Source organism: Vibrio sp. PSi01 (assembly GCF_054960695.1).
Genome location: NZ_JBHNYN010000010.1, coordinates 102,555 through 122,241 on the forward strand (window position 1 = coordinate 102,555; position 19,687 = coordinate 122,241).

The window sequence follows — 19,687 nt, forward strand, 5'->3', positions numbered from 1 at the left end:
CTTATAACTAATTATCACGTTTATAACTAATAGTTATAGGGCTTGTGAGTAGGATGTTCACAGCCAGATTGAATTAAGGGAAGATCTATGAACCATGCGCAACAAGCAATAAACCAACTGATTGAACAGACAGAAAAAAGTGTCATCGGTCAGAGTCACGTCATACGTGCTCTAGTGATCGGGTTATTGACCAATGGCCATGTGCTTCTTGAGGGCCTTCCCGGTACCGCGAAAACTCGTTCAGTGAAGTCGTTGGCGAACTTACTGAATACAAGCTTTGGTCGAATTCAGTTTACGCCTGATCTGCTGCCATCAGACGTAACGGGTACGGAAGTGTACCAAGAGCTAGAGGGTAAACCTCAACTGCATTTCCAGCCGGGACCTATATTCAATAGCATTGTTTTAGCCGATGAAGTGAACCGTGCGCCGGCTAAGGTACAAGCGGCTCTACTTGAAGCGATGGCGGAGGGGACGATTACTATAGGTGGTCAAACTCATATTCTGCCAGATTTATTCATGGTTCTAGCGACTCAAAACCCAGTTGAGCAAGAAGGTACGTATCCGCTTCCAGAAGCGCAAATGGACCGTTTCATTATGAAGGTGACGGTCGACTACCCAGAAGACGAGGCGGAGCGTGACATCATCCGACTTGTTCGCAGCGAAGAGTTAGGCAGTGAGACGAGTTCAGAATTAGTCACACCACAGCATATTGAACCTGAATTGGTACTTGAAGCTCGTCGCCAACTTCCAGACATTGCAGTTTCCGATTTAGTTGAGAGCTACATCGTGGCTTTGGTAATGGCAACGCGAAAACCTGAGCGTTACCCAGAATCCAACTTATCAAAGTGGATTGAAATTGGCTCAAGCCCACGTGCTTCAATCGCATTAGATAAATGTGCTCGCGCTTATGCGTGGTTACAAGGGCGTGACCATGTCACGTTAGACGATGTGCGTGCAATGCTCCCCACCGTATTAGGCCATAGATTCTCATTGTCTTATGACGCATTGGCTGACGGTGTGAACCATCAACGAGTAGTTGAAGAACTGCTTGATAATGTTGAGATCGGATAACTAGGGGGCGTCATGGCGAAGCCAACACAAGCTCCCAAACCTCAAGGCCTTGATCCACGATTGTACTGTGACTATTCAAGGCTAGTGCGAATTCAGGCTCAAGCTGAGTCGTTTTCTCTGTTGCCTCATCTTAAGGCGGGCAGTGTACTGTCGGGGAGACATAATTCTCTGTTCCGTGGCCGTGGTCTGAACTTCGAGGAGCTGCGACACTACCAATTCGGTGATGATATTCGTAACCTGGATTGGAAAGTCACGATGCGAACAGGTAAACCCCATGTTCGTAGTTACACCGAAGAAAAGGACCGCAATGTGATGATCTGCGTCGATCAGCGCAGTTCGATGTTCTTTGCCTCTCAAGACACCATGAAATCCGTTGTTGCTGCCGAAGTGGCTGCGTTATGCGGGTGGCGAGTGCTTAAAGATGGTGACCGTGTCGGTTTTGTTTTAGCCTCACACCAAAAGCTATTTCACACCAAAGCACAGCGCTCACAGTCTGATTTACTGGCGCAACTCAAGCATTTATCAAAAGCAAATCAAAGCTTAGGAGTGAATGTCAGCGACAGCGATGGTGTTGGGTTTAGTCAGTGGATTGAACTGATAAAACGAATGAGATTAAAGCAGTCGACCTTAATATTTATTAGTGATTGGCGAGATTGCCAAGAGCAACATCTTGATCGACTTAAGCAAATGCAACAACACAACGATATCTTAGCCATTATGGTGACCGATCCATTGGAACAATCTTTGCCTCAAGATCTTGCGAATGCTAACTGGGTCGTAGGTGATGGTCGTTTTCAACTCAATCTTGATAGCCAATCAAAGGTTAACCTTGCGAGTGAAAGCCTGTCCCAAAAAGCAGCACTCCAAAAACAATCACTGGCCAAATTAATGGCGATGAAAAACCTCCCTTATATAGAACTAGATACATCTGGTACTCACATATCTCAGCTTCAAAAGCTGGTGGGGGGACGCTAAATGTCTGTTGAACATACAGTTCCTAGCACTTATATCTTACGAGACCTGCACGATGTAGCGATTCCTGACAGTGTGAGCTGGGCTCCTCAAACGATTGGTTGGAAGATCTTAGGTGTGATCTTGTTATTGGCCACTCTTTATCTGACATACCGTTTGGTATTGAGGTGGTGGAAGAATCGTTACCGTAAAGAGGCAATCAAAGAATTGATGTTGTTAGATGCTCGTGACAAAAGCTCTACCGAGCGCACATTTAAAGTGCTCAAAGTGGTGCTTCGTTACCTAGACAGCAGTAATGCAAAATTGTTTGGTCAAGCCTACGTGAGTCGCTTGAATGCTTATCTGCCAGTTGACGCTAACACCAATACAAGCAGCAGTGCACTTTTTTCTGATGAAGTCTCGGAGTTATGGATGCAAAGCCTAGTAGACCCTAAGGTGCGTTTGAGCTTTGAACAGCGTTTAGAGGTCATTCAAACCGCAATGACTTGGTTAAAACTTCATAAGCCGGAGATACAAACGACGACTGGGGGACAAGGTAATGTTTGATTCTTTATCCGCTAGTTTTGAATTCGTTCATCCATTATGGTTTATTGCATTACCTTTACCTTTGTTCGTCTATTTTGCAGTGCCAGCTTATCGAACTAAACAGATGGCTATCAAAGTGCCATTTTTTCGAGAGTTGGTCGAGGCTATTGGTGAAGCACCATCTGAAGGGGCAAGCCAGTTAACACCCAGTTGGTGGCAACGAACAACGCTCATTATTACTTGGGTATTGGTGGTCTGCGCGTTAGCCAAACCAACCGTCTTAGGCGAGCCGCAAGTTCGCGAGCAACTAGGCCGTGACGTGATGGTGGTGGTTGATTTATCTGGTTCAATGGCAGAGCAAGACTTTACCTCTAAGCATGGTGATAAAATCTCACGTTTGGACGCGACTAAAGAAGTGCTGGCTGATTTTGCGAAAACCCGAAAAGGTGACCGGCTCGGCTTGATCTTGTTTGGTGATGCTGCGTTTGTACAAACACCTTTTACGGCTGACCAAGAAGTATGGCTTGAACTACTTAATCAAACCGATGTTGCAATGGCAGGGCAAAGTACTCACTTAGGCGATGCAATTGGCTTGGCAATTAAGGTGTTTGAACAAAGCGAAAAGCAAAGTGCAGAAGTTCAAGATTCAAGTGTTGATGCCAACGAAAAAGAAAAGGTCGTGATCGTGCTAACCGATGGTAATGATACGGGAAGTTTTGTTGAGCCGATTGATGCCGCAAAAGTGGCCAAGGCGAAAGGCGTTCGTATTCATGTTATCGCCATGGGAGATCCGCAAACCGTTGGTGAAGTCGCTTTAGATATGGAAACCATCAAGCGCGTGGCTCAAGAGTCTGGCGGTGAAGCCTTTGAAGCGCTTAACCGCGACGAACTGACCAAAGCGTACGCTCAGATTGGTGAACTAGAGCCTCAGCTATATGAAAGTACCACTTATCGCCCTAAGCAAGGTTTGCATCATTATTTGATGGCGATGGTTGTTGTCATGTATTTGACGGCTTTCAGCGTTGCGACGATACGTCGAAGATCACCTTTGGCTTCTTCAACTGGAACTTTGAAAGGAGAGGATGATGCCTGATTCTCTCATGCTACAGCAGTTTTTTACCCAATTTCATTTTATTCGACCATTGTGGTTATTGGCCTTCATTCCGATGTTCTTCCTATTATGGATTCGTTGGAGAGAAGAAACTAAGCCAACGTGGAAAGACATTCTTCCAGTACACTTACGTGATGCGCTGACCATTGGAGAAACCGGCTGGCGCAAACAATTACCATTGAAATTATTGATGGTGATTGTGACGATCGCCATCATTATTTGTTCAGGCCCAACATGGCAACGTGAAGCTTCGCCTTTTGGTGAAGACAAAGCGTCAATGTTAGTGGTGCTCGATAACAGTGACTCCATGCTGGCTAAGGATTTACCACCGAGTCGCTTGGAACGCTCTAAACAGAAAATTAGAGACTTACTTGCAGCTCGCAAAGGTGGTAACACAGGTTTGGTTGTTTATGCTGGCAGTGCGCACGTCGCGATGCCAGTCACTCAAGACAGCAAAGTGTTTGAACCGTTTTTGGCGGCTATTACACCCGATATCATGCCGGTATCAGGTAAGTCAGCAGAAGAAGCGCTGCCACTTATCAATCAGCAATTGTCTGGTGAGCTAGGCTCGTCAGTGTTGTTGGTATCAGACGGTGTCAACCCAAGCACTATTAGGGCGTACGAGAGTTTCTTTAACGACAACCCTTATCAGTTGCTCATTCTAGCCGCAGGAAACAGTAATGTGGTGAGTGATAACCCAGTCGACCTAGATTCACTGCGTAACTTAGCGAGTAAGACGGGTGGACGACTGATCGAAGTGAGCGTTGATAATTCCGATATCCAACAACTGAACAGAGCGGTTGAAAGAAACATGCAGCTCAACGGCGAATCTTCAATGCCTTGGAAAGACATGGGCTATGGACTGCTTATTCCAATGGCTTTCATTATGTTGTTATGGTTCAGAAAAGGGTGGTTGGTGCAATGGTGTGTCGTTGGGTTGATGATCACAAGCAGCCTGCATTCACCAAGTACTTTGGCGAAAACCGTCAACCTAACCGCAGAGAAACCAATTGTGGTGGAGTCGGTTACGGCTTGGGATAAGACCGCTCAATGGTGGTGGGACTTATGGCTAACGCCTGACCAACAAGGTCAACGCCTGTTGAACCAGAACGAATATCTTCAAGCTGCCAAACATTTTACTGACCCAATGCGAAAGGGCGCGGCTTATTACTATGCTCGCGATTTTAAATTGGCGCACAGCGCGTTCTTACAAATGAAAACCGATTATGGTTTGTATAATGCCGCAAGTGCTTTGGCTCGCCAACGTGAGTATCTTGCCGCGCGAGATCTCCTCAAATCTCTGAGTGAAAAGCCTGACCTTTCACCAGAATTAAGGCCTGACGTTGAGCATAACTTAGCGGTAATCGGCGGTATTGTCGAAGAAGTCAATCGCACCAGCGAAAGTCAATCTGGAACGACAGATGGTCCAGAGGAGTCGTTAGAGTTAGATGATGATCAGCCGCGAACGGGTGATGGCGCTGAAGAAGAAACTGTAGCGGAATTGATGCTCAAGGAAACGCTTAATGCCAATGAAATTTTGGGTAGCCAAGAGCTTGCCGACAAGTGGTTAAAACGAGTAGAAGCGGACCCTAAGTTCTTCTTGAAATCGAAATTCCAAATTCAGCTACGAGAACCTGCCCCTTCGAACGAACAGACGCCAAAACAGGAACAGGCATCAAAACAGGAGCAAACCCAATGAGTAGATATGACTTAGCTCTTGAAGCCATTCAATCAAAGAGAGTGCGATTCAGAACCCGTAAGAGGTTATTGCCTATTACTCTTATGTTGAGCTGCATTTTTTCCGCTGTTGCTCCGGCTGCCGATATCTTCGATCTACAAAAGAGTGGTGATGTTGAATTGATCGCTTGGATAGGCGAGAAACCGAAGCCTGGCGATAAAATAACGCCGACCAAAGTGAGCGTTAATGAGCAAGTGATTTTGAACATAGAGGTTGCGACACCTCGCTGGTTAACGGGCGGAACTCGAATTGGCGGCGTAGAAATTCCTAATGTGATTGCTAAGCAGCGTAACCAACTTGCGACGAATTACACGGAACGAGTGGATGGTACTACATGGTCACGTCAACGCTGGGAAGTGACGCTCTATCCAATGACATCGGGTGAGTTTGTCATTCCTAGGTTGCCTGTTCGTGTTCAAGTTTCCGCTCCTGACGGATCAAACGTTGGTGGCACGCTATACACGCAGCCAATTAAGTTCGAAGCCTCACTACCTTCTGGTTTACTAAGCGAACAATCGCCTTGGTTTTCTGCGACAGATGTGGATATTGATCAGAAATGGCAACGTTCAAGCGAAGAGTTGAAAGTGGGTGATGCCATTACTCGTACCGTGACAATAAAGGCGAAAGATAGCTTGTCTGTTTTGCTGCCGAATGTATTGACTAATGAAGCGACGCTGCAGTATCAAGCTTACCCACAACCCAATCGTTTAGATGATACACAAGAACGTGGTGATTACCGTTCAAGTCGAATTGAAGAAACGGTCTATGTGATTCAACAAGGTGGTGAGTTTACCTTGCCTGAATTTTCATTCCAGTGGTGGGACAGCAAAAATCAGCGTCTTGAAAGTGCTGTTATTGAAGGTCAGGTTTTTAAAGCGCGCCACACGCTAAAGTCGTACTTAAAGGCCTACATAAACGTTGTTGTTTTTGCGGTTGCTGGTTTGGTTGTTCTTATTGGTTCTGTCTTCACCCTTAAGCGTTATTATCGCGACCGTCCAACACCAAGTTGGTTGGTATTACGTCGTTTACTTAAGCAAGGTAATGGGGCTGCATTAAGAACCTTTATCTATCGTCAATTGCGCATTGAAACCACTCAGTTAGAATTGGGTAAAGTGAGCACAGAGAAACGTTGGTTAGAAGATAGTGAATCCCTCCAACAAGGGCGTGAAGATAAAAGCGTATTTACTCGTTTGTGGAAAGGCATACGTAATTTTCCCGGTGACACATCAAACTCAAGCAATTCTCGTTCAATTTTCGACCGCTTGAAAATCCCTAAAGCCTTGCCTGACTTAAAAGATAGAACTAAGTAGCAAACTTTAGTCATTCGCATCGAACATAATCGGCAGGTTCTCTACTATGGAGAACCTGCTTCTTTAATATGGAACTGTATGAAAAGTACTGAACTCAATTTAATTCCTATATTTGTCGCGATCTATGAAGAGCAGAACTTGTCTAGGGCTGCGAATCGTATGAACATCAGCCAACCTGCAGTGAGTAAAGCGCTCGCTAGGCTTCGTGATATTTATGATGAGCCACTGTTTCACAGAACCACTTCAGGCGTTGAGCCGACGACATTTGCGATCGATATTTATCCAGCAATGGCCGCTGCATTAAAAAACTTCACTTCTACGCTATCGGCCTCGAGAGATTTTGATCCTAAAACATCAGGTCGCGTGTTTTCCATTGCTTGTGTATCACCCGCAAGCTACGAATTGATGCCAAGAGTTATGCAGTTGATCAGCCAAATCGCACCTGGTATTGCATTGGAAGTTCATCCTTTGTTTACGGAAGATTACGAATCCGATCTTAGGTTACAAAGACACGATGTGATCATAGATATGACGCCAAGGGGTAGAACCATGCTTAAGCATGAAGTTATTTCTACTGAGGAGCTTGTCGTCGTATGCCGCTCTGGCCACCCAGAGATTGGCGATACTATTGATATGGAGCAGTTTCTAGCGCTTGATCATGTAGTTGTTTCTAAATGGCACGCTCGAAAAAGCCTATTGAGTTCTGAACACTTTAGCGATTTGGAAAAGCGCAGGATTGTGTATCGAGCTGCTGGCGTGGTTGAGATGCTTCCTGTTATTGAAGGCTCTGACTATATTGGTGTGCTTCCTCTATCTTCAGTTCGTTGTTTTTCCGAGAAGTACGATGTGAAAACACTGCCTTTACCATTCGACTTAGAAAACCTTGATATGTGTATGATTTGGCACCCAAGTCGTACTAACGAGCCAAGCCACAAGTGGTTGCGATCTAAGCTCAAAGCCGCAGCAAAAGATATCTCTAGTTAGCTTATAAAGGACATAACCATGGAAAGTATCCGCGCTATTTTAAATGGAAAGAAGGCCAACATCCCTGAATTGAGGCAAGCCATTCTTGCAGTAAGAGACAGGGATATCGACCTACAAGTCAGAGTTACTTGGGAATCCGCGGATATGTTTCGTTTAGTGAGCGAGGCCATATGCGATCGTGTGAAGCGGTTGATTATCGCTGGTGGTGATGGAACGGTGAACGAAGCAGTCAATGCACTCAACCAATTCCGCGCTAGCGAAAGACCACAGCTTGCAATTATTCCAATGGGAACTGCGAACGACTTTGCTACCGCTACCGGCATCCCAAGCGATATACCTTCGGCATTCGATTTGGCAATAAAAGGTTCAGCTTACGCGGTCGATAGCGTGAGGGCGAACGACCGTTACTTTATGAACGTGGCTGCGGCAGGCTTTGGCGCTGAGGTGACGGCAGAAACCCCTATTGAATTAAAAGATTTTCTCGGTGGTGGGGCATATACGTTGACAGGTGTAGTTAAAGCGCTTGGTTTTAAACCTTACAGCGGTACTTTGACCATAGATAAAGGTACCTTTACCGGTGAAATTCTGGTTGGCGCTTTTTGTAATGGACGCTTAGCAGGTGGTGGACAAGAGTTAGCACCGAATGCGCTTATTGACGATGGTTTGATGGATTTGACGTTAGTAAAGTCGTTCGTCGCGACAGAATTACCGCAAGTGATTGAAGAATTAAAGAGCCCAGCTGAAGACGGGAAATATGTCGTGCATACGCAAGCTCGTTGGCTTGATATCGACTTTCCTCAAACTTTACCGATTAATTTAGACGGAGAACCGTATCGTTCAAATCAGATTCGATTTGAGGTTGTCCCATCAAGCATCAGTTTGGTGTTGCCTGAAAACAGCCTTTGTTTGAGCAAGAACCGAGCTTGAACAGCATGTAAGTTTAGTTAAGGTATTGATGTAGTCGATAAGGTTTAAGAGCAGAAAATTGGGGTAAAAAAGAGCCGTTTATCCGTTTCGACTGAATATGATAAACGGCTTTTTTATTGAGCGGGTATTGGATTCGAAATCTAGATGACGGAACCTCGGAGGTTTAGCCTATTCAGTGATCTCTTGTAACACTTCTCCAATTGATCCACTTGGCTGGGTTATGCCCATTTTATTCGAAAGTGTTGGCGCAATGTCGTATGGAGTGATTGCACGCGAAACCTTCTGAGCTTCAACGTCGTAGCCTGCAAAAATGACTGGGACGTGAGTATCGTACTTCCAAGGTGAGCCGTGCGTAGAGGCGATTTGAAGACCTTCCATGTCGTTAATGTAGCTACGAGGGGCAAATACCACATAAACATCACCTGAACGAGCGGGGTGGTAGTTGTTCTTGATGAGCTGCATGACATGCGTATCAGGTACTCGGTTGGCTGCAATATCACTACTTGATACGGCAAACGCAACGCCTTTTACTTTCGCAATCTCATCTGCGATGGCATTCTGCACTTTCGCTAGATCAACCTTTTCCTTGGCAATCACGTCGTGATCCAGATAAATGTAAGGTTGTGCATACAATCGAATGGCGTCTTTGTCCAAACCAAACTCACTCTTCAACCTCTTTTCTACGCCTTGAGATAGCAGGGTATCTTTATTGAAGTATTGTGCCTGTTGGAAACCAAGTGCATTTGCCGCAGGTGAAGATTCAGGAACACCATGATCGGCAGACAAGACAATTAATGTGTTCTTTAGGCCGACTTGGTTATCAACGGTCTTAAGAAGCTTGGCGATTGTTCTGTCTAAACGAATTAAATTGTCTTCGGTCTCTAAGCTTTCAGGACCATAAAGGTGAATCACATAGTCATTCGACGAGAAACTAACCGATAGGTAATCCGTCGCATCGCCTTGACCAAGCTTCTCTTGCATCAATAGTGTGCTAGCAAAGTTTTCTGTAATTTCATCACCAGCCGGACTTACGGTTAATGTTGTGCTGTAATATTTATAGCTCGCAGGTCCATAAGGGTGTGGGAAGGTACGTTCAAAATTACCTAACTTCACCTTGTGGTCAGTATTGTGTTCTTGAAGGGTGTATTTCTCACGTGGTAAAGAAAGTTCCCAACTTTGTTTAGAGTACTGGCTCGCAATGGCTTTCTCATTCCAACGTGATACCCAGTCTGGATATTCGTCGTAGTAATAGTTACTGGTAACAAATTCAGATTGTGCTTTCGAAAACCAAAACGCTTTGCCGCTATGCCCTGCGAGTGAGATGGCGCCGCGATCTTTTACTGATACGCCAAAGACTTTAGATTTTCCGCTATTGGAAATCATTAGTTCGTCACCAAACGTGGTAGCGAGTATCGGCTCTGGAGAACGGCCATCGCCTTGTGCTGTTTTCTGCGTCGGATCGATCTCGGTTGCTTTATCAACGCCCGCCCCTGAAGTTAGCATTTCATAGTTGCCATCTTCTACGTTATACACCAAACGCTCTTCACTGCGATCATACCAAACATTCCCCACCATGCCGTGCACACTTGGTGGAGCACCGGTTGCAAGCGACACATGACCAACAATGGTCTCTGTGTTGCCATGTTGGTAGTTCGCGTTGGTGTAGTAGGTACCATCATCCATCAAGTAACGAAATCCACCGTCACCGAAGTTGTGTTTATATCGTTCGATAAGGTCTGCGCGCAGGCCATCTACCGTAATTTGCAGGACCAGATCTGGCTTATCCGCCGCCGAAGCAGGGAAAGCACAGAGTAATGCGAGTGTAAGCCCAGATAGCTTGGTGTATTGCATAGAGTTTCCTTATTCAGTATTGCCGTAGCGACTTAACGTTTGGATAGTGAAAATTGTATTTTTAGTCTTTTTGGTGAAGGTTATTGAGCCGTAACCGTTGGCATCGTTAGTTAGTATCTTTAACTAAACGTAAGCCCATGTCAGACATGGTAATTGACTGACTTGCAAAGTCTCGACGGTAACTTTCAGATTCATTTTCGTCATAAGCAAAGCTGCCACCACGAACTGATTTGTGTGATAAACCCACGTCACTGTGTTTCGCGTTGTTAGGGTTGTCTGTTGGACCGAATCGGTAAAAGGTGTCGTCGAAGGCATCGATTACAAACTCACCCACATTTCCGGTCATATCATATAAGCCTAGTTCATTTGGCTTCTTTAGGCCGACAGGGTGTGCGCTATTTTTAGAATTTGCCGAGTACCACGCAACATCATCTAAGTTATTGGAACCACTGTAAGTATAGCCTTTACTTTTGTTGCCGCCTTTCGCTGCAAATTCCCATTCAGCTTCAGTAGGCAGACGGTATGCTTCGCCAGTGAGTTCGTTAAGCTGCTCAACGAAGTAGTTCGCCTGTTGCCAGCTTAGGTTGTTGACTGGAACCTGAGGGTTTTGGAAATAACTGAGAGATGAACCCATAACCGATTCGAACAATTCTTGAGTTACCTCAAACTTCGAAATGTAGAAACTATCTACAGTTATATTTCGAGCAGGTCGCTCTGCTTTAGTTGCTTCTGATCTGTCTGAACCCATGCTGAATGTCCCGCCTTCAACCAACACCATATCTTGGTCAACTTGTAGGGCGATTGGGTGTGTAGGCACGCTTGCACAGCCACTCAGTAAAATAGTCATGGTGACGCTGCTAATCGTTGCTAAATGTTTGTAATTGAAAAATTTCATCACGTGCCTCAAATGTTCGAAATAGGGTGTAATTCTAACGTTTAAGGTCATTCCTATTGGTTATAAAGGGTATAACATGCCACTGACTTAATTAGGAATTATGATAGGTCCAAGACACTAAGATAGGTAGGTAAATCATGCACATTACTCAAGGTCCACAATATAACGGTAAAGCGTCTAAGCGCTTGCATGTTATGGCTAAACCGATTGGCGCAGCGTGCAACATTGACTGTAAATATTGTTATTACCTAAGTAAGCAAGATTTGTTGGAGTACAAGAAAGGCAGCTCTCCAAGAATGGATGATGAGACGTTAGAAGCGTATATCCAACAATACATCGAAGGTCAAAACACACCTGAGATCATTTTCTCATGGCAGGGTGGTGAACCGACTATGCTGGGTCTAGCGTATTTTGAACGTGTGGTTGAACTTCAGAAAAAGCACCAACCTGAAGGTGTGCTGATTTCAAATGACCTACAAACTAATGGCACGCTGCTGAATGACGATTGGGGTCGATTCTTAGCAAAGAACAATTTCCTGATCGGTTTGAGTGTTGATGGCCCTGAGATGCTGCACAATGCGTATCGTGTCAACAGAGCAGGCCGTGGCACATTTAAACAAGTGATGGCGGCTGCAGAGTTGCTGCACAAACATCAAGTCAAATTCGCAACCCTAACCTGTGTGAATAACCTCACCAGTCAAAATGCATTAGAAGTGTATCGCTTCCTACGTGATGTGGTGAAGTCTCCACAAATGCAGTTTATTCCTATCGTAGAACAAAAAACCTTTAGAACGGTTGCGCCACAAACGTCTCAAGTGAGTGAGCAACTTAAGCAAGGTGATAAACGTCTGATCCCTGGTCATAAAGATTCGATCATGGAATCTTGGTGTGTGTCGGATTTGGCTTGGGGTAACTTCCTGATTGCTGTGTTTGACGAGTGGGCGAAGCACGACATCGGTAAAGTGTTCGTTCAGTATTTTGAAGCGAGCTTAGAAACGTGGATTGGTCGCCCGAACCCGCTTTGCACTTTGAACGAGATATGTGGCAAAGGCCTAGCGATGGAGCCTAACGGTGACGTGTTCTCGTGTGACCATTATGTATACCCAGAATACAAAATCGGCAACATCCACCACGACAAGCTTGATGACTTGGCGTATAGCGCGCCACAACAGAAATTTGGTTTCGCTAAATCACGCACATTGACCAGCCAATGTCAGCAATGTGACTACAAGTTTGCTTGTCACGGTGAATGTCCGAAAAACCGCTTTATCAAAACTCGTGCCGGTGAGCCGGGTCTGAACTACTTATGTGCGGGTTGGCACAAGTTCTTTTCTCATGTCGATAAGTCGATGGCTTATATCGCTCGCGCGATGGGGCATCCAGTGGCTCATGGCAAATTCAGCGACTCAGTATTGATGGCGCATCGAGCAAAACAGGCGCAACAAGCTACGTTTGAGACGAAGTTTTAACTCGTTTTTTGGGTCAACAGATCCAATGCAAATTTAATCAGATACGAGTCTAAGGACAGGCTAAGTTCTCCAGTTTAAGGTAATACTATGATGAAGAAGAGTTTAGCGACGGCTGTTGCTTTGTTGATATCAACGTCCGCATTGATTTCAACGTCTGCGATGGCAGCGAATAGCGTTCAAAAAACGGTTGACGCGCCAGCACAAAATATCAATCAAGTGCTTGAAATGACGGACACTCAAACCCGTATTCAGCAGTTGTCTTACATGGCACAAGATCAGAATCAATCTGTTGAAAATCGTACTGGTGCATTGCAAGAGCTTGCTTCATATCCAAGTCAAAATGCATTGGTGGCGGTTGCAAGAGGCTTAAAAGATCAAAATCCTGAAGTTCGTGAAGCGTCGGTTATCGGTTCTTCGCCATATCAACTTGAGCATCGTTGGGCGTTAGTTTCACCTTTGCTGAGCGATACAGATCCCATGGTTCGTCACTCGGCAACATCGAACTTAGTACGTGATTACAATACGTTAGATAAAGAACAGAAAGCACAAATTGAACCACCCGTCGCTGAGTTAATCACATTCTTGGAATCACAAGAATCTGAAAAGTTTCAATTGCTATTTGCTGATGTGCTTCGATGGTACAACGAGTGGGACAAGTCTGAAACGGTTTATTTAGAGCTCATTAAAACCCACCCTAAAGAGCCACAAGTTTGGTTGAGCTATGCAGATAACTTCCGAGCACAGAATAAAGACCAGCAGGCGGTTGAAGTGTTAGATCGTGGTTTGAAAAGCGTGCCTGACAATGCAGCGATGCATTACTCTAAATCATTAACTTTGGTTCGCCTTGAAGACAAGGCAGCAGCAGCCAAAGAGATTGAAGTAGCAGCAGAACTTGCAAAAGATAACAGCTACTACTGGTACTTGAATGGGGTACTACAAGAAGAGCTGGATATCGACAAATCGACTAAATCGTTCGAGAAGGCGTATTTGATCTCTGGTTCTCCAGAGCAGTTATATGCGGTATGTGATATCTACGTGCGATACGGCAACGACAAGACCGATGATTGCTTAAGTGAGCTAGGTAAAGTGGCTCCTGACTATGTTATTGAGCAGTTGAAAGAGAAGCGAGTAGCGCCAAGTTCATAATATTTGAATGAGTAAATAGATGAGCCGCTTATGAAAATCCAGTCGAAATATTCGACTGGATTTTTCGTATCAATGAACTGCTTATACAAGGCCAAGTGACTAGAGACAAAACAAGGGCAAGCCTATTACTTGCCCGTTTCGTTTTATCATTCCCCCATAGAGCTTGATGCACGGCGTCTGTCTGTTGCGCCATGGATCTTGCCATCTCTGATTTCAATGGCGTTCAAACCACTGACTACTGGAATGACATGCACCGGATAACCGAGCTGCATGAACTCTGGTACTAGCATTTCAGCGTAGGTTTTCTTCTCGACCAACAAACCCGTTGGGTCATAAGGCTTGGTGCGGTCGATCTTTGTGCCATATTGGATGTTTGGCAGGTCAATTGCCTCCTGCGCGGATAAGTCCCAATCAAGAACGCCAACCACAGTTTTTAACACGTACCCCGGAATCTGTGAACTTCCAGGTGAACCGACTACTAGGCGCAGGTTGTCTTTTTTGTCCATCACCATTAATGGGGTGATTGCTGAACGAGGACGTTTACCTGCTTCAATAGCATTTTGAGTTGGCTTACCGTTGATGGTTGGTTTTGTAGAAAAATTTGCCATTTGTGCATTGAGAATCACGCCATCGACCATTATCCCTGAACCCATTCCTGTGCCGACGGTACTGGTCATCGCAATAGCATTGCCGTCTTTGTCGATAATGGAAATATGCCCGGTGTCTTGGCTCTCAAACCCCTGATACTGAGCGTATTCGGTATTGGACAACTTGCCTGCTTTCGGTTTGGTTTTAGCTATGCCACTTTCCGGGACTAGTTTACGTCGCTCGTCGATATAGGCTTTGTCGAGGAGGGCAGTAACTGGTGCTTCAATGAAATCAGGGTCGCCCGCATAAGCGATACGATCGGTCTTGGCTATTCTCATTACTTCTGTCATCAAGCGCCAAGGTTCCACATCGGTTTTGGACATGTCTGCCAAGTCGTAGGCCTCTAGCATTTCAAGGCTTTGAGCAACCATCACACCACCAGAGGCAGGGTAGCCAAACGACACAATTTTATTGCCTCGATAGTCGCTCTCAATGACATCACGTTGTTTAACGTGGTACTGCTCAAAGTCTTCGATAGAGAGCTTAGCGTGGTCTGAGTCGATACGGCTATTGACCGTTTCAACGATGTGCTTACCAAACTCGCCACCATAAAGGTACCTATCGCCTTGTTGAGCAATATTGGTCAGTGTGTTGGCCAGCTCTGAATTGGTCATCAAAGTGCCTGTTGGTTTAATCTCGCCGTTATTCCAATAGAGTGCTTTGATTTCTGGATCTTCAATCAATCGTTCTTGCTCACGAACCACGATGTCATAGGTGTAGCTGTTCATTGCATAACCTTTACTGGCAAGCTCAATGGCAGGCTGAGCAAGCTCTGACCATGGCAGTTTTCCGTATTGTTGGTGAGAGCTGTAGAGCAAACGAAGCGTGCCGGGAACGGCTACAGATCTTGGTCCTAAAATCTCATTTCGATTGAGTGCTTTACCATCTTCCATAAACATATTTGGAGTCGCACTTGAGGGCGCTTCGTCGCGCCCATCGAGTGCGAGGAATTGGTCTTTGTCTTTTTTATAAAACAGCGCAAAAGTACCACCGCCGATCCCTGTCATATCCGGTTCTACCACCGACATGGTCATCTGCATCGCAACCATGGCATCGACTGCGTTACCGCCTTTTTTGAGTATCGAATACCCTGTGCTGCTTACGTATGGGTTAGTTGCACTTACCATAAACTCTTCGCCACTTTCATCGGGCGTAATTGGAAAAGGATTTGGCTCAGCCGCGAAACCGACCGCTGAAACCAAACTTAAAGATAAAGTCGCTATTCGCATGCGTACTCCGTTTAAGGTATCTGTTTATTCGCTCTAAGATTGACCGAGTAAGGGCGGTGAAGTTCGTGAGTTTGCAGCCTTTTTACACAACACTGACGCTGCTGACAGAATCATTAAATAGTAGAGAATTTTGCGGCTTAAATTTATTGCGAAGCTAAATGTAAGGGCAAACTTGGGTTCTCAATATTAATTTAACTATCTTGAAATCCTAATTTTTGAATAACTAAAGCGATTTTGGAACATGATGAATTACAGTCTTATGGAGAGGTGTTCAGTTTGATGTTGAACTCGTTTTTAATAAAGTAGTTAATTATACATGCTGATTTATATGGTTATTCTTACTTGCATAATAATTTATAAATAATATTAACATTTTTGTCACTATTTTCGGTGTGACAGATTGATATACTGGTCAGATCTGTTATTGTTCAAAATACATGTGCAGTTCATCATACTGTTTAACAAAGGGAGCTTATGTTTACACTATCGATCAAAAATAGGATTTTGGCTTTATGTTTAGTGTCGCTAGTAGGATTTACTAGTATTCTATTTGTCGGAGGGGATACGTTAACCAGTAACACCCAACAGGTTAATCGAATTGATCAAGTTACTTATCCGGTTATGAATGCGGCTTCATTGAATAGTGTATTGATCTCTCAATTAGCCGAGCGCTTTAATTTGGCAGTGACTCTAGGCGATGACGAGATTTTGGAGATGAACAAGCAAACTCTCGCTGAGATTCAAAATAACTTCAACATTCAAATCTCTCTCGATCCTTCATTACAGAGCTCATCTGCACTTTTGCAAGATCAAACCAATCAATATTTTGAGTTAGCTTACCGAATTGCTCAAGGCATGATAGATGAAGAGATCAGCCTTAGCGAAGCTGGGCGCCTTGCAAAACAGAGCACCGCAATCTTAGATGAGCTTACTTTGGGTATGCATAAGTTTTCTTTGGCTCGTCAATCAGAGTTTGAAAACGCGGTACAAGATTTAGAATCAAACAATAAAAAAGCTAACCAAATCATGAGTGTGTCTGGTGCTGTAGCCATGCTTGCGATGTGTATCTTTGGTTGGTTTGTGGTGAAAGGTATACGTAGAGATCTCGCGAATATCAGTGACAAAATGCGTGATATTGCTGAAGGGGATGGAGACTTAACGGTTCGCCTACAGCATGAAAAAAATGACGAACTGAAACCTTTAGTTGAATCATTCAATAACTTTGTCTCTCATTTACAACAGAACGTCACACACACTATAGGTAACGTTACTCAGCTGGACACGATCTCTGGTTCACTTGTTAAATCAAGTCAAGTAACAAGTGAGTTGTCGACTAAGCAGCATCTCTCTATTGAAGAAGTATCAAGTTCATTAAATCAATTGTTTCTTGCCGCTAGAGAAATCGCTACGAACGCTAATGATGCTTCGACTTCAGCTTCCAGTGCGAGTGAGCAAGCAAGCTTAGGAGAGAAGCAAGTCAAGAGTACGATTTTAGCCGTGCAAGAATTAACGCATGATGTAAGTAATGCATCTCAAGTGGTTAAACAGCTAAATGACAACACACAAAGTGCTGGCTCGATACTTGAGTCGATCAGTGCGATTGCAGAGCAAACCAACCTGCTTGCGCTTAATGCGGCAATTGAAGCTGCACGCGCTGGTGAACAAGGCCGTGGTTTTGCTGTCGTTGCTGATGAAGTAAGAACGTTAGCATCAAGAACTCAATCATCTACACAAGAAATTCAATCTGTACTCTTACAGTTACAAGACCAAGCAAAAACTGCGTCATCGATTATTTCTGATAGCGTAATTAAAGCCGAAACTTGTGTTGAAAAGTCAATTGTCGCGGAAAATTCTCTGCAGAAAATTACTTCAGATATTATCGAAATCAGTCAACGAAACGAAAGTATTGCCGCTGCGACTGAAGAGCAGGAGCAAACCTCCACTCGTATTGAAACTTTTGTCGAAGAAATTCGCAAGATGGCAGAAGGCACCAGTAACAGCGTTCAGCAAGTGGACGCCGTGGCGCAAGATATTCAAAAAGTGACTCGTAACCTTTCAACACTAACTGGCCACTTTAAAGTCAGTTAAGTTCCCTAGAATCATTCCCTCTCTCCTTTCGGCTATGCCTTAAGGAGGGCGGGAGTATGCCCCAAATATGGGCTGATTATACAAAAACAATTATATAAAAACGAAAAATCACATAACAATTGGAGTTAGTTATGAAGAAGACAGTGGTTGCTGCCCTAGTAAGTATGGCGTTTGGAGCAAATGCTGCAAACATGGATGATCTTCGAATTAGTGGATTTGGTTCTGTAGGCATCGGTAAGTCAGACAATGCGATAGGTTATGCGGGTTATACCGACGAAAAATTAGATTGGGAGCAAGAGACATTAGCAGGCTTACAATTTGATTTTCAAGTAAATGAGCGTGCTAAGTTCGTGACGCAAATCGTTGCAAACAGCCGTTATGATTATGAGCCGAAAATTGAGATGGCTTATGCCTCTTATGATTTTGAGGCCTTCACAGCTCGAGCAGGTAAGTTGCGTTTACCTTTGTTTTTCTACTCAGATTACACAGACCTTGGCTATGCGTATCCAATGATCAGGCCTTCTCAAGAGTTGTATGAAAACATTGTTTTGAAGGGCTACACGGGTGCTGATTTATTGATTCCGATTGAACTTGAAGATTCAAGTATTCTTCTTCAGCCAGTGGTTGGTATCGGTACTATTGATGAAGATGACTCAATTGTTGGTGAGGTGAAACTAGATAAACTATTCGGTATCAGTGCCAACTGGAACGTAGATGACTTTACCTTCCGTGGTTCATATTTTGTTGCTGAATCTAATCCATCTTGTGATTTCCAAAACTCACAAGACCCGTATTGTCAATTGGGTGCAATGCTAGATAGCCAAGATGGTCAGTTCATCTCTTTGGGTGCTCAATATGACAATGGTGATCTGTTAGTTAACGTAGAAGCTGCAGATGTTCAATTGGAAGGGCAGTTTTATGACTATCAATCGGTTTCTGGTTTGGTTGGTTACCGAGTCAATGAATTTACGCCTTACGTTTCCGTTAGCTGGGTTGAAACAACAGACAACGAAGAACGTGAGAACATGACTACGACGGCTATTCAAGAGTCGATGAATTACGAGCGTCTTTCTTACTCTGTTGGTAGCCGTTGGGATTTCGCTAAGAACATGTCTTTAAAAGCGGATGTGACCTATGTCGATTACCGCGATACTAGTGGTGGGTTCCAAAGTAATGTTGAAACAACAGTAAGCCCATATATTGCAACGGGTAATTACCTTGAAGACAGCTCTATTGTCTATTCAGCACGTCTTGATTTCGTATTCTAAGGAGGCCATATGAAAAGTTTACTGGCAGCAATAACCGTAGCGGTTCTTTCATTTAACGCTTCTGCTGGAATGGTAGTGATTGGTAACAATGCTGGCGTTGATTCTTTATCTAAATCAGACGTTAAAAAGTTATTCATGGGTAAGAAAAGCAAGCTATCGAATGGTACTAAAGCACAGATCATCGAGTTAGCTGATGGTTCTGAAGGCAGACTTGCCTTCCATGAGGTGGCAACGGGACGCAGCGAATCACAACTTCAATCAGCGTGGTCGCGACTTGTATTTACCGGTAAAGCTGAAGCTCCAATCCAGGTTTCAGACTACAACGAAGCAATTATAACGGTTGCTTCAAAAACCAATGCAATTGGTTATGTAGATGAAGCCGCTTTAACAGGTGACGTGAAAGTATTATTTAAATACTAAGCGTTGCTTACTTACCAGCATTAAAAAGCCCAAGG

General features: G+C 44.4%; 16 protein-coding genes. 13 read left to right on the top strand and 3 right to left on the bottom strand.

Annotated features, from left to right (window positions below; all coding sequences use genetic code 11):
* Positions 1–87 precede the first annotated feature (87 nt).
* The 8 genes from ACFI6G_RS14655 to yegS all read left to right on the top strand — a co-directional run bounded on the left by ACFI6G_RS14655 (position 88) and on the right by yegS (position 8,638).
* Positions 88–1,071 (top strand): AAA family ATPase, encoded by a 984-nt coding sequence (locus ACFI6G_RS14655; RefSeq protein WP_010429261.1) that lies wholly within the window; start codon positions 88–90, stop codon positions 1,069–1,071.
* 12 nt (positions 1,072–1,083) lie between these two features.
* On the top strand, positions 1,084–2,046 hold the full coding sequence (locus ACFI6G_RS14660) for a DUF58 domain-containing protein (protein WP_016766798.1): 963 nt from the start codon (positions 1,084–1,086) through the stop codon (positions 2,044–2,046).
* Entirely contained in the window at positions 2,047–2,589 is a 543-nt protein-coding gene (locus ACFI6G_RS14665; protein ID WP_010429265.1) for a DUF4381 domain-containing protein, read from the top strand.
* The gene (locus ACFI6G_RS14670) at positions 2,582–3,661 is read left to right on the top strand and encodes a vWA domain-containing protein (protein WP_010429266.1); all 1,080 of its coding nucleotides are present in this window, start codon (positions 2,582–2,584) and stop codon (positions 3,659–3,661) included. The genes ACFI6G_RS14665 and ACFI6G_RS14670 overlap by 8 nt, the downstream gene beginning before the upstream one ends.
* A complete protein-coding gene (locus ACFI6G_RS14675) occupies positions 3,654–5,378 on the top strand; it encodes a VWA domain-containing protein (RefSeq protein WP_016766800.1) in 1,725 nt (574 codons plus the stop codon). The genes ACFI6G_RS14670 and ACFI6G_RS14675 overlap by 8 nt, the downstream gene beginning before the upstream one ends.
* Positions 5,375–6,727 (top strand): BatD family protein, encoded by a 1,353-nt coding sequence (locus ACFI6G_RS14680; RefSeq protein ID WP_462710336.1) that lies wholly within the window; start codon positions 5,375–5,377, stop codon positions 6,725–6,727. The genes ACFI6G_RS14675 and ACFI6G_RS14680 overlap by 4 nt, the downstream gene beginning before the upstream one ends.
* A gap of 78 nt (positions 6,728–6,805) precedes the next feature.
* Positions 6,806–7,711 (top strand): LysR family transcriptional regulator, encoded by a 906-nt coding sequence (locus ACFI6G_RS14685; protein WP_010429270.1) that lies wholly within the window; start codon positions 6,806–6,808, stop codon positions 7,709–7,711.
* A gap of 18 nt (positions 7,712–7,729) precedes the next feature.
* On the top strand, positions 7,730–8,638 hold the full coding sequence (gene yegS / locus ACFI6G_RS14690) for a lipid kinase YegS (RefSeq protein WP_010429272.1): 909 nt from the start codon (positions 7,730–7,732) through the stop codon (positions 8,636–8,638).
* A gap of 168 nt (positions 8,639–8,806) precedes the next feature.
* Here yegS and ACFI6G_RS14695 read toward each other — a convergent pair whose 3' ends face one another.
* The gene (locus ACFI6G_RS14695; protein WP_010429274.1) at positions 8,807–10,489 is read right to left on the bottom strand and encodes an alkaline phosphatase family protein; all 1,683 of its coding nucleotides are present in this window, start codon (positions 10,487–10,489) and stop codon (positions 8,807–8,809) included.
* A gap of 106 nt (positions 10,490–10,595) precedes the next feature.
* Positions 10,596–11,384 (bottom strand): formylglycine-generating enzyme family protein, encoded by a 789-nt coding sequence (locus ACFI6G_RS14700; protein WP_016768812.1) that lies wholly within the window; start codon positions 11,382–11,384, stop codon positions 10,596–10,598.
* A 137-nt stretch (positions 11,385–11,521) separates the two neighbouring features.
* On the opposite strand from ACFI6G_RS14700, the gene ACFI6G_RS14705 reads away from it, so the two are divergent.
* Both ACFI6G_RS14705 and ACFI6G_RS14710 read left to right on the top strand, forming a co-directional pair.
* Positions 11,522–12,853, top strand: a complete 1,332-nt coding sequence (locus tag ACFI6G_RS14705; protein WP_010429281.1) for an anaerobic sulfatase maturase — start codon at positions 11,522–11,524, stop codon at positions 12,851–12,853.
* Positions 12,854–12,940: 87 nt separating this feature from the next.
* Positions 12,941–13,999: a HEAT repeat domain-containing protein gene (locus ACFI6G_RS14710; protein ID WP_462710337.1), complete on the top strand. Its 1,059-nt coding sequence runs from the start codon at positions 12,941–12,943 to the stop codon at positions 13,997–13,999.
* A 146-nt stretch (positions 14,000–14,145) separates the two neighbouring features.
* On the opposite strand, the gene ggt is transcribed toward ACFI6G_RS14710, so the two are convergent.
* Positions 14,146–15,876, bottom strand: coding sequence for a gamma-glutamyltransferase (gene ggt, locus ACFI6G_RS14715; RefSeq protein WP_462710338.1), 1,731 nt, complete (start codon positions 15,874–15,876; stop codon positions 14,146–14,148).
* Between the two features lie 621 nt (positions 15,877–16,497).
* On the opposite strand from ggt, the gene ACFI6G_RS14720 reads away from it, so the two are divergent.
* The 3 genes from ACFI6G_RS14720 (at position 16,498) to ACFI6G_RS14730 (ending at position 19,652) form a co-directional block, all read left to right on the top strand.
* Positions 16,498–17,964 carry a methyl-accepting chemotaxis protein gene (locus tag ACFI6G_RS14720; protein ID WP_016768815.1) on the top strand — a complete coding sequence of 489 codons (1,467 nt, stop codon included), beginning with the start codon at positions 16,498–16,500 and terminating at the stop codon, positions 17,962–17,964.
* 131 nt (positions 17,965–18,095) lie between these two features.
* Positions 18,096–19,232: an outer membrane beta-barrel protein gene (locus tag ACFI6G_RS14725; RefSeq protein WP_016768816.1), complete on the top strand. Its 1,137-nt coding sequence runs from the start codon at positions 18,096–18,098 to the stop codon at positions 19,230–19,232.
* Between the two features lie 9 nt (positions 19,233–19,241).
* Entirely contained in the window at positions 19,242–19,652 is a 411-nt protein-coding gene (locus ACFI6G_RS14730) for a phosphate ABC transporter substrate-binding protein (protein ID WP_010429296.1), read from the top strand.
* Positions 19,653–19,687 lie beyond the last annotated feature (35 nt).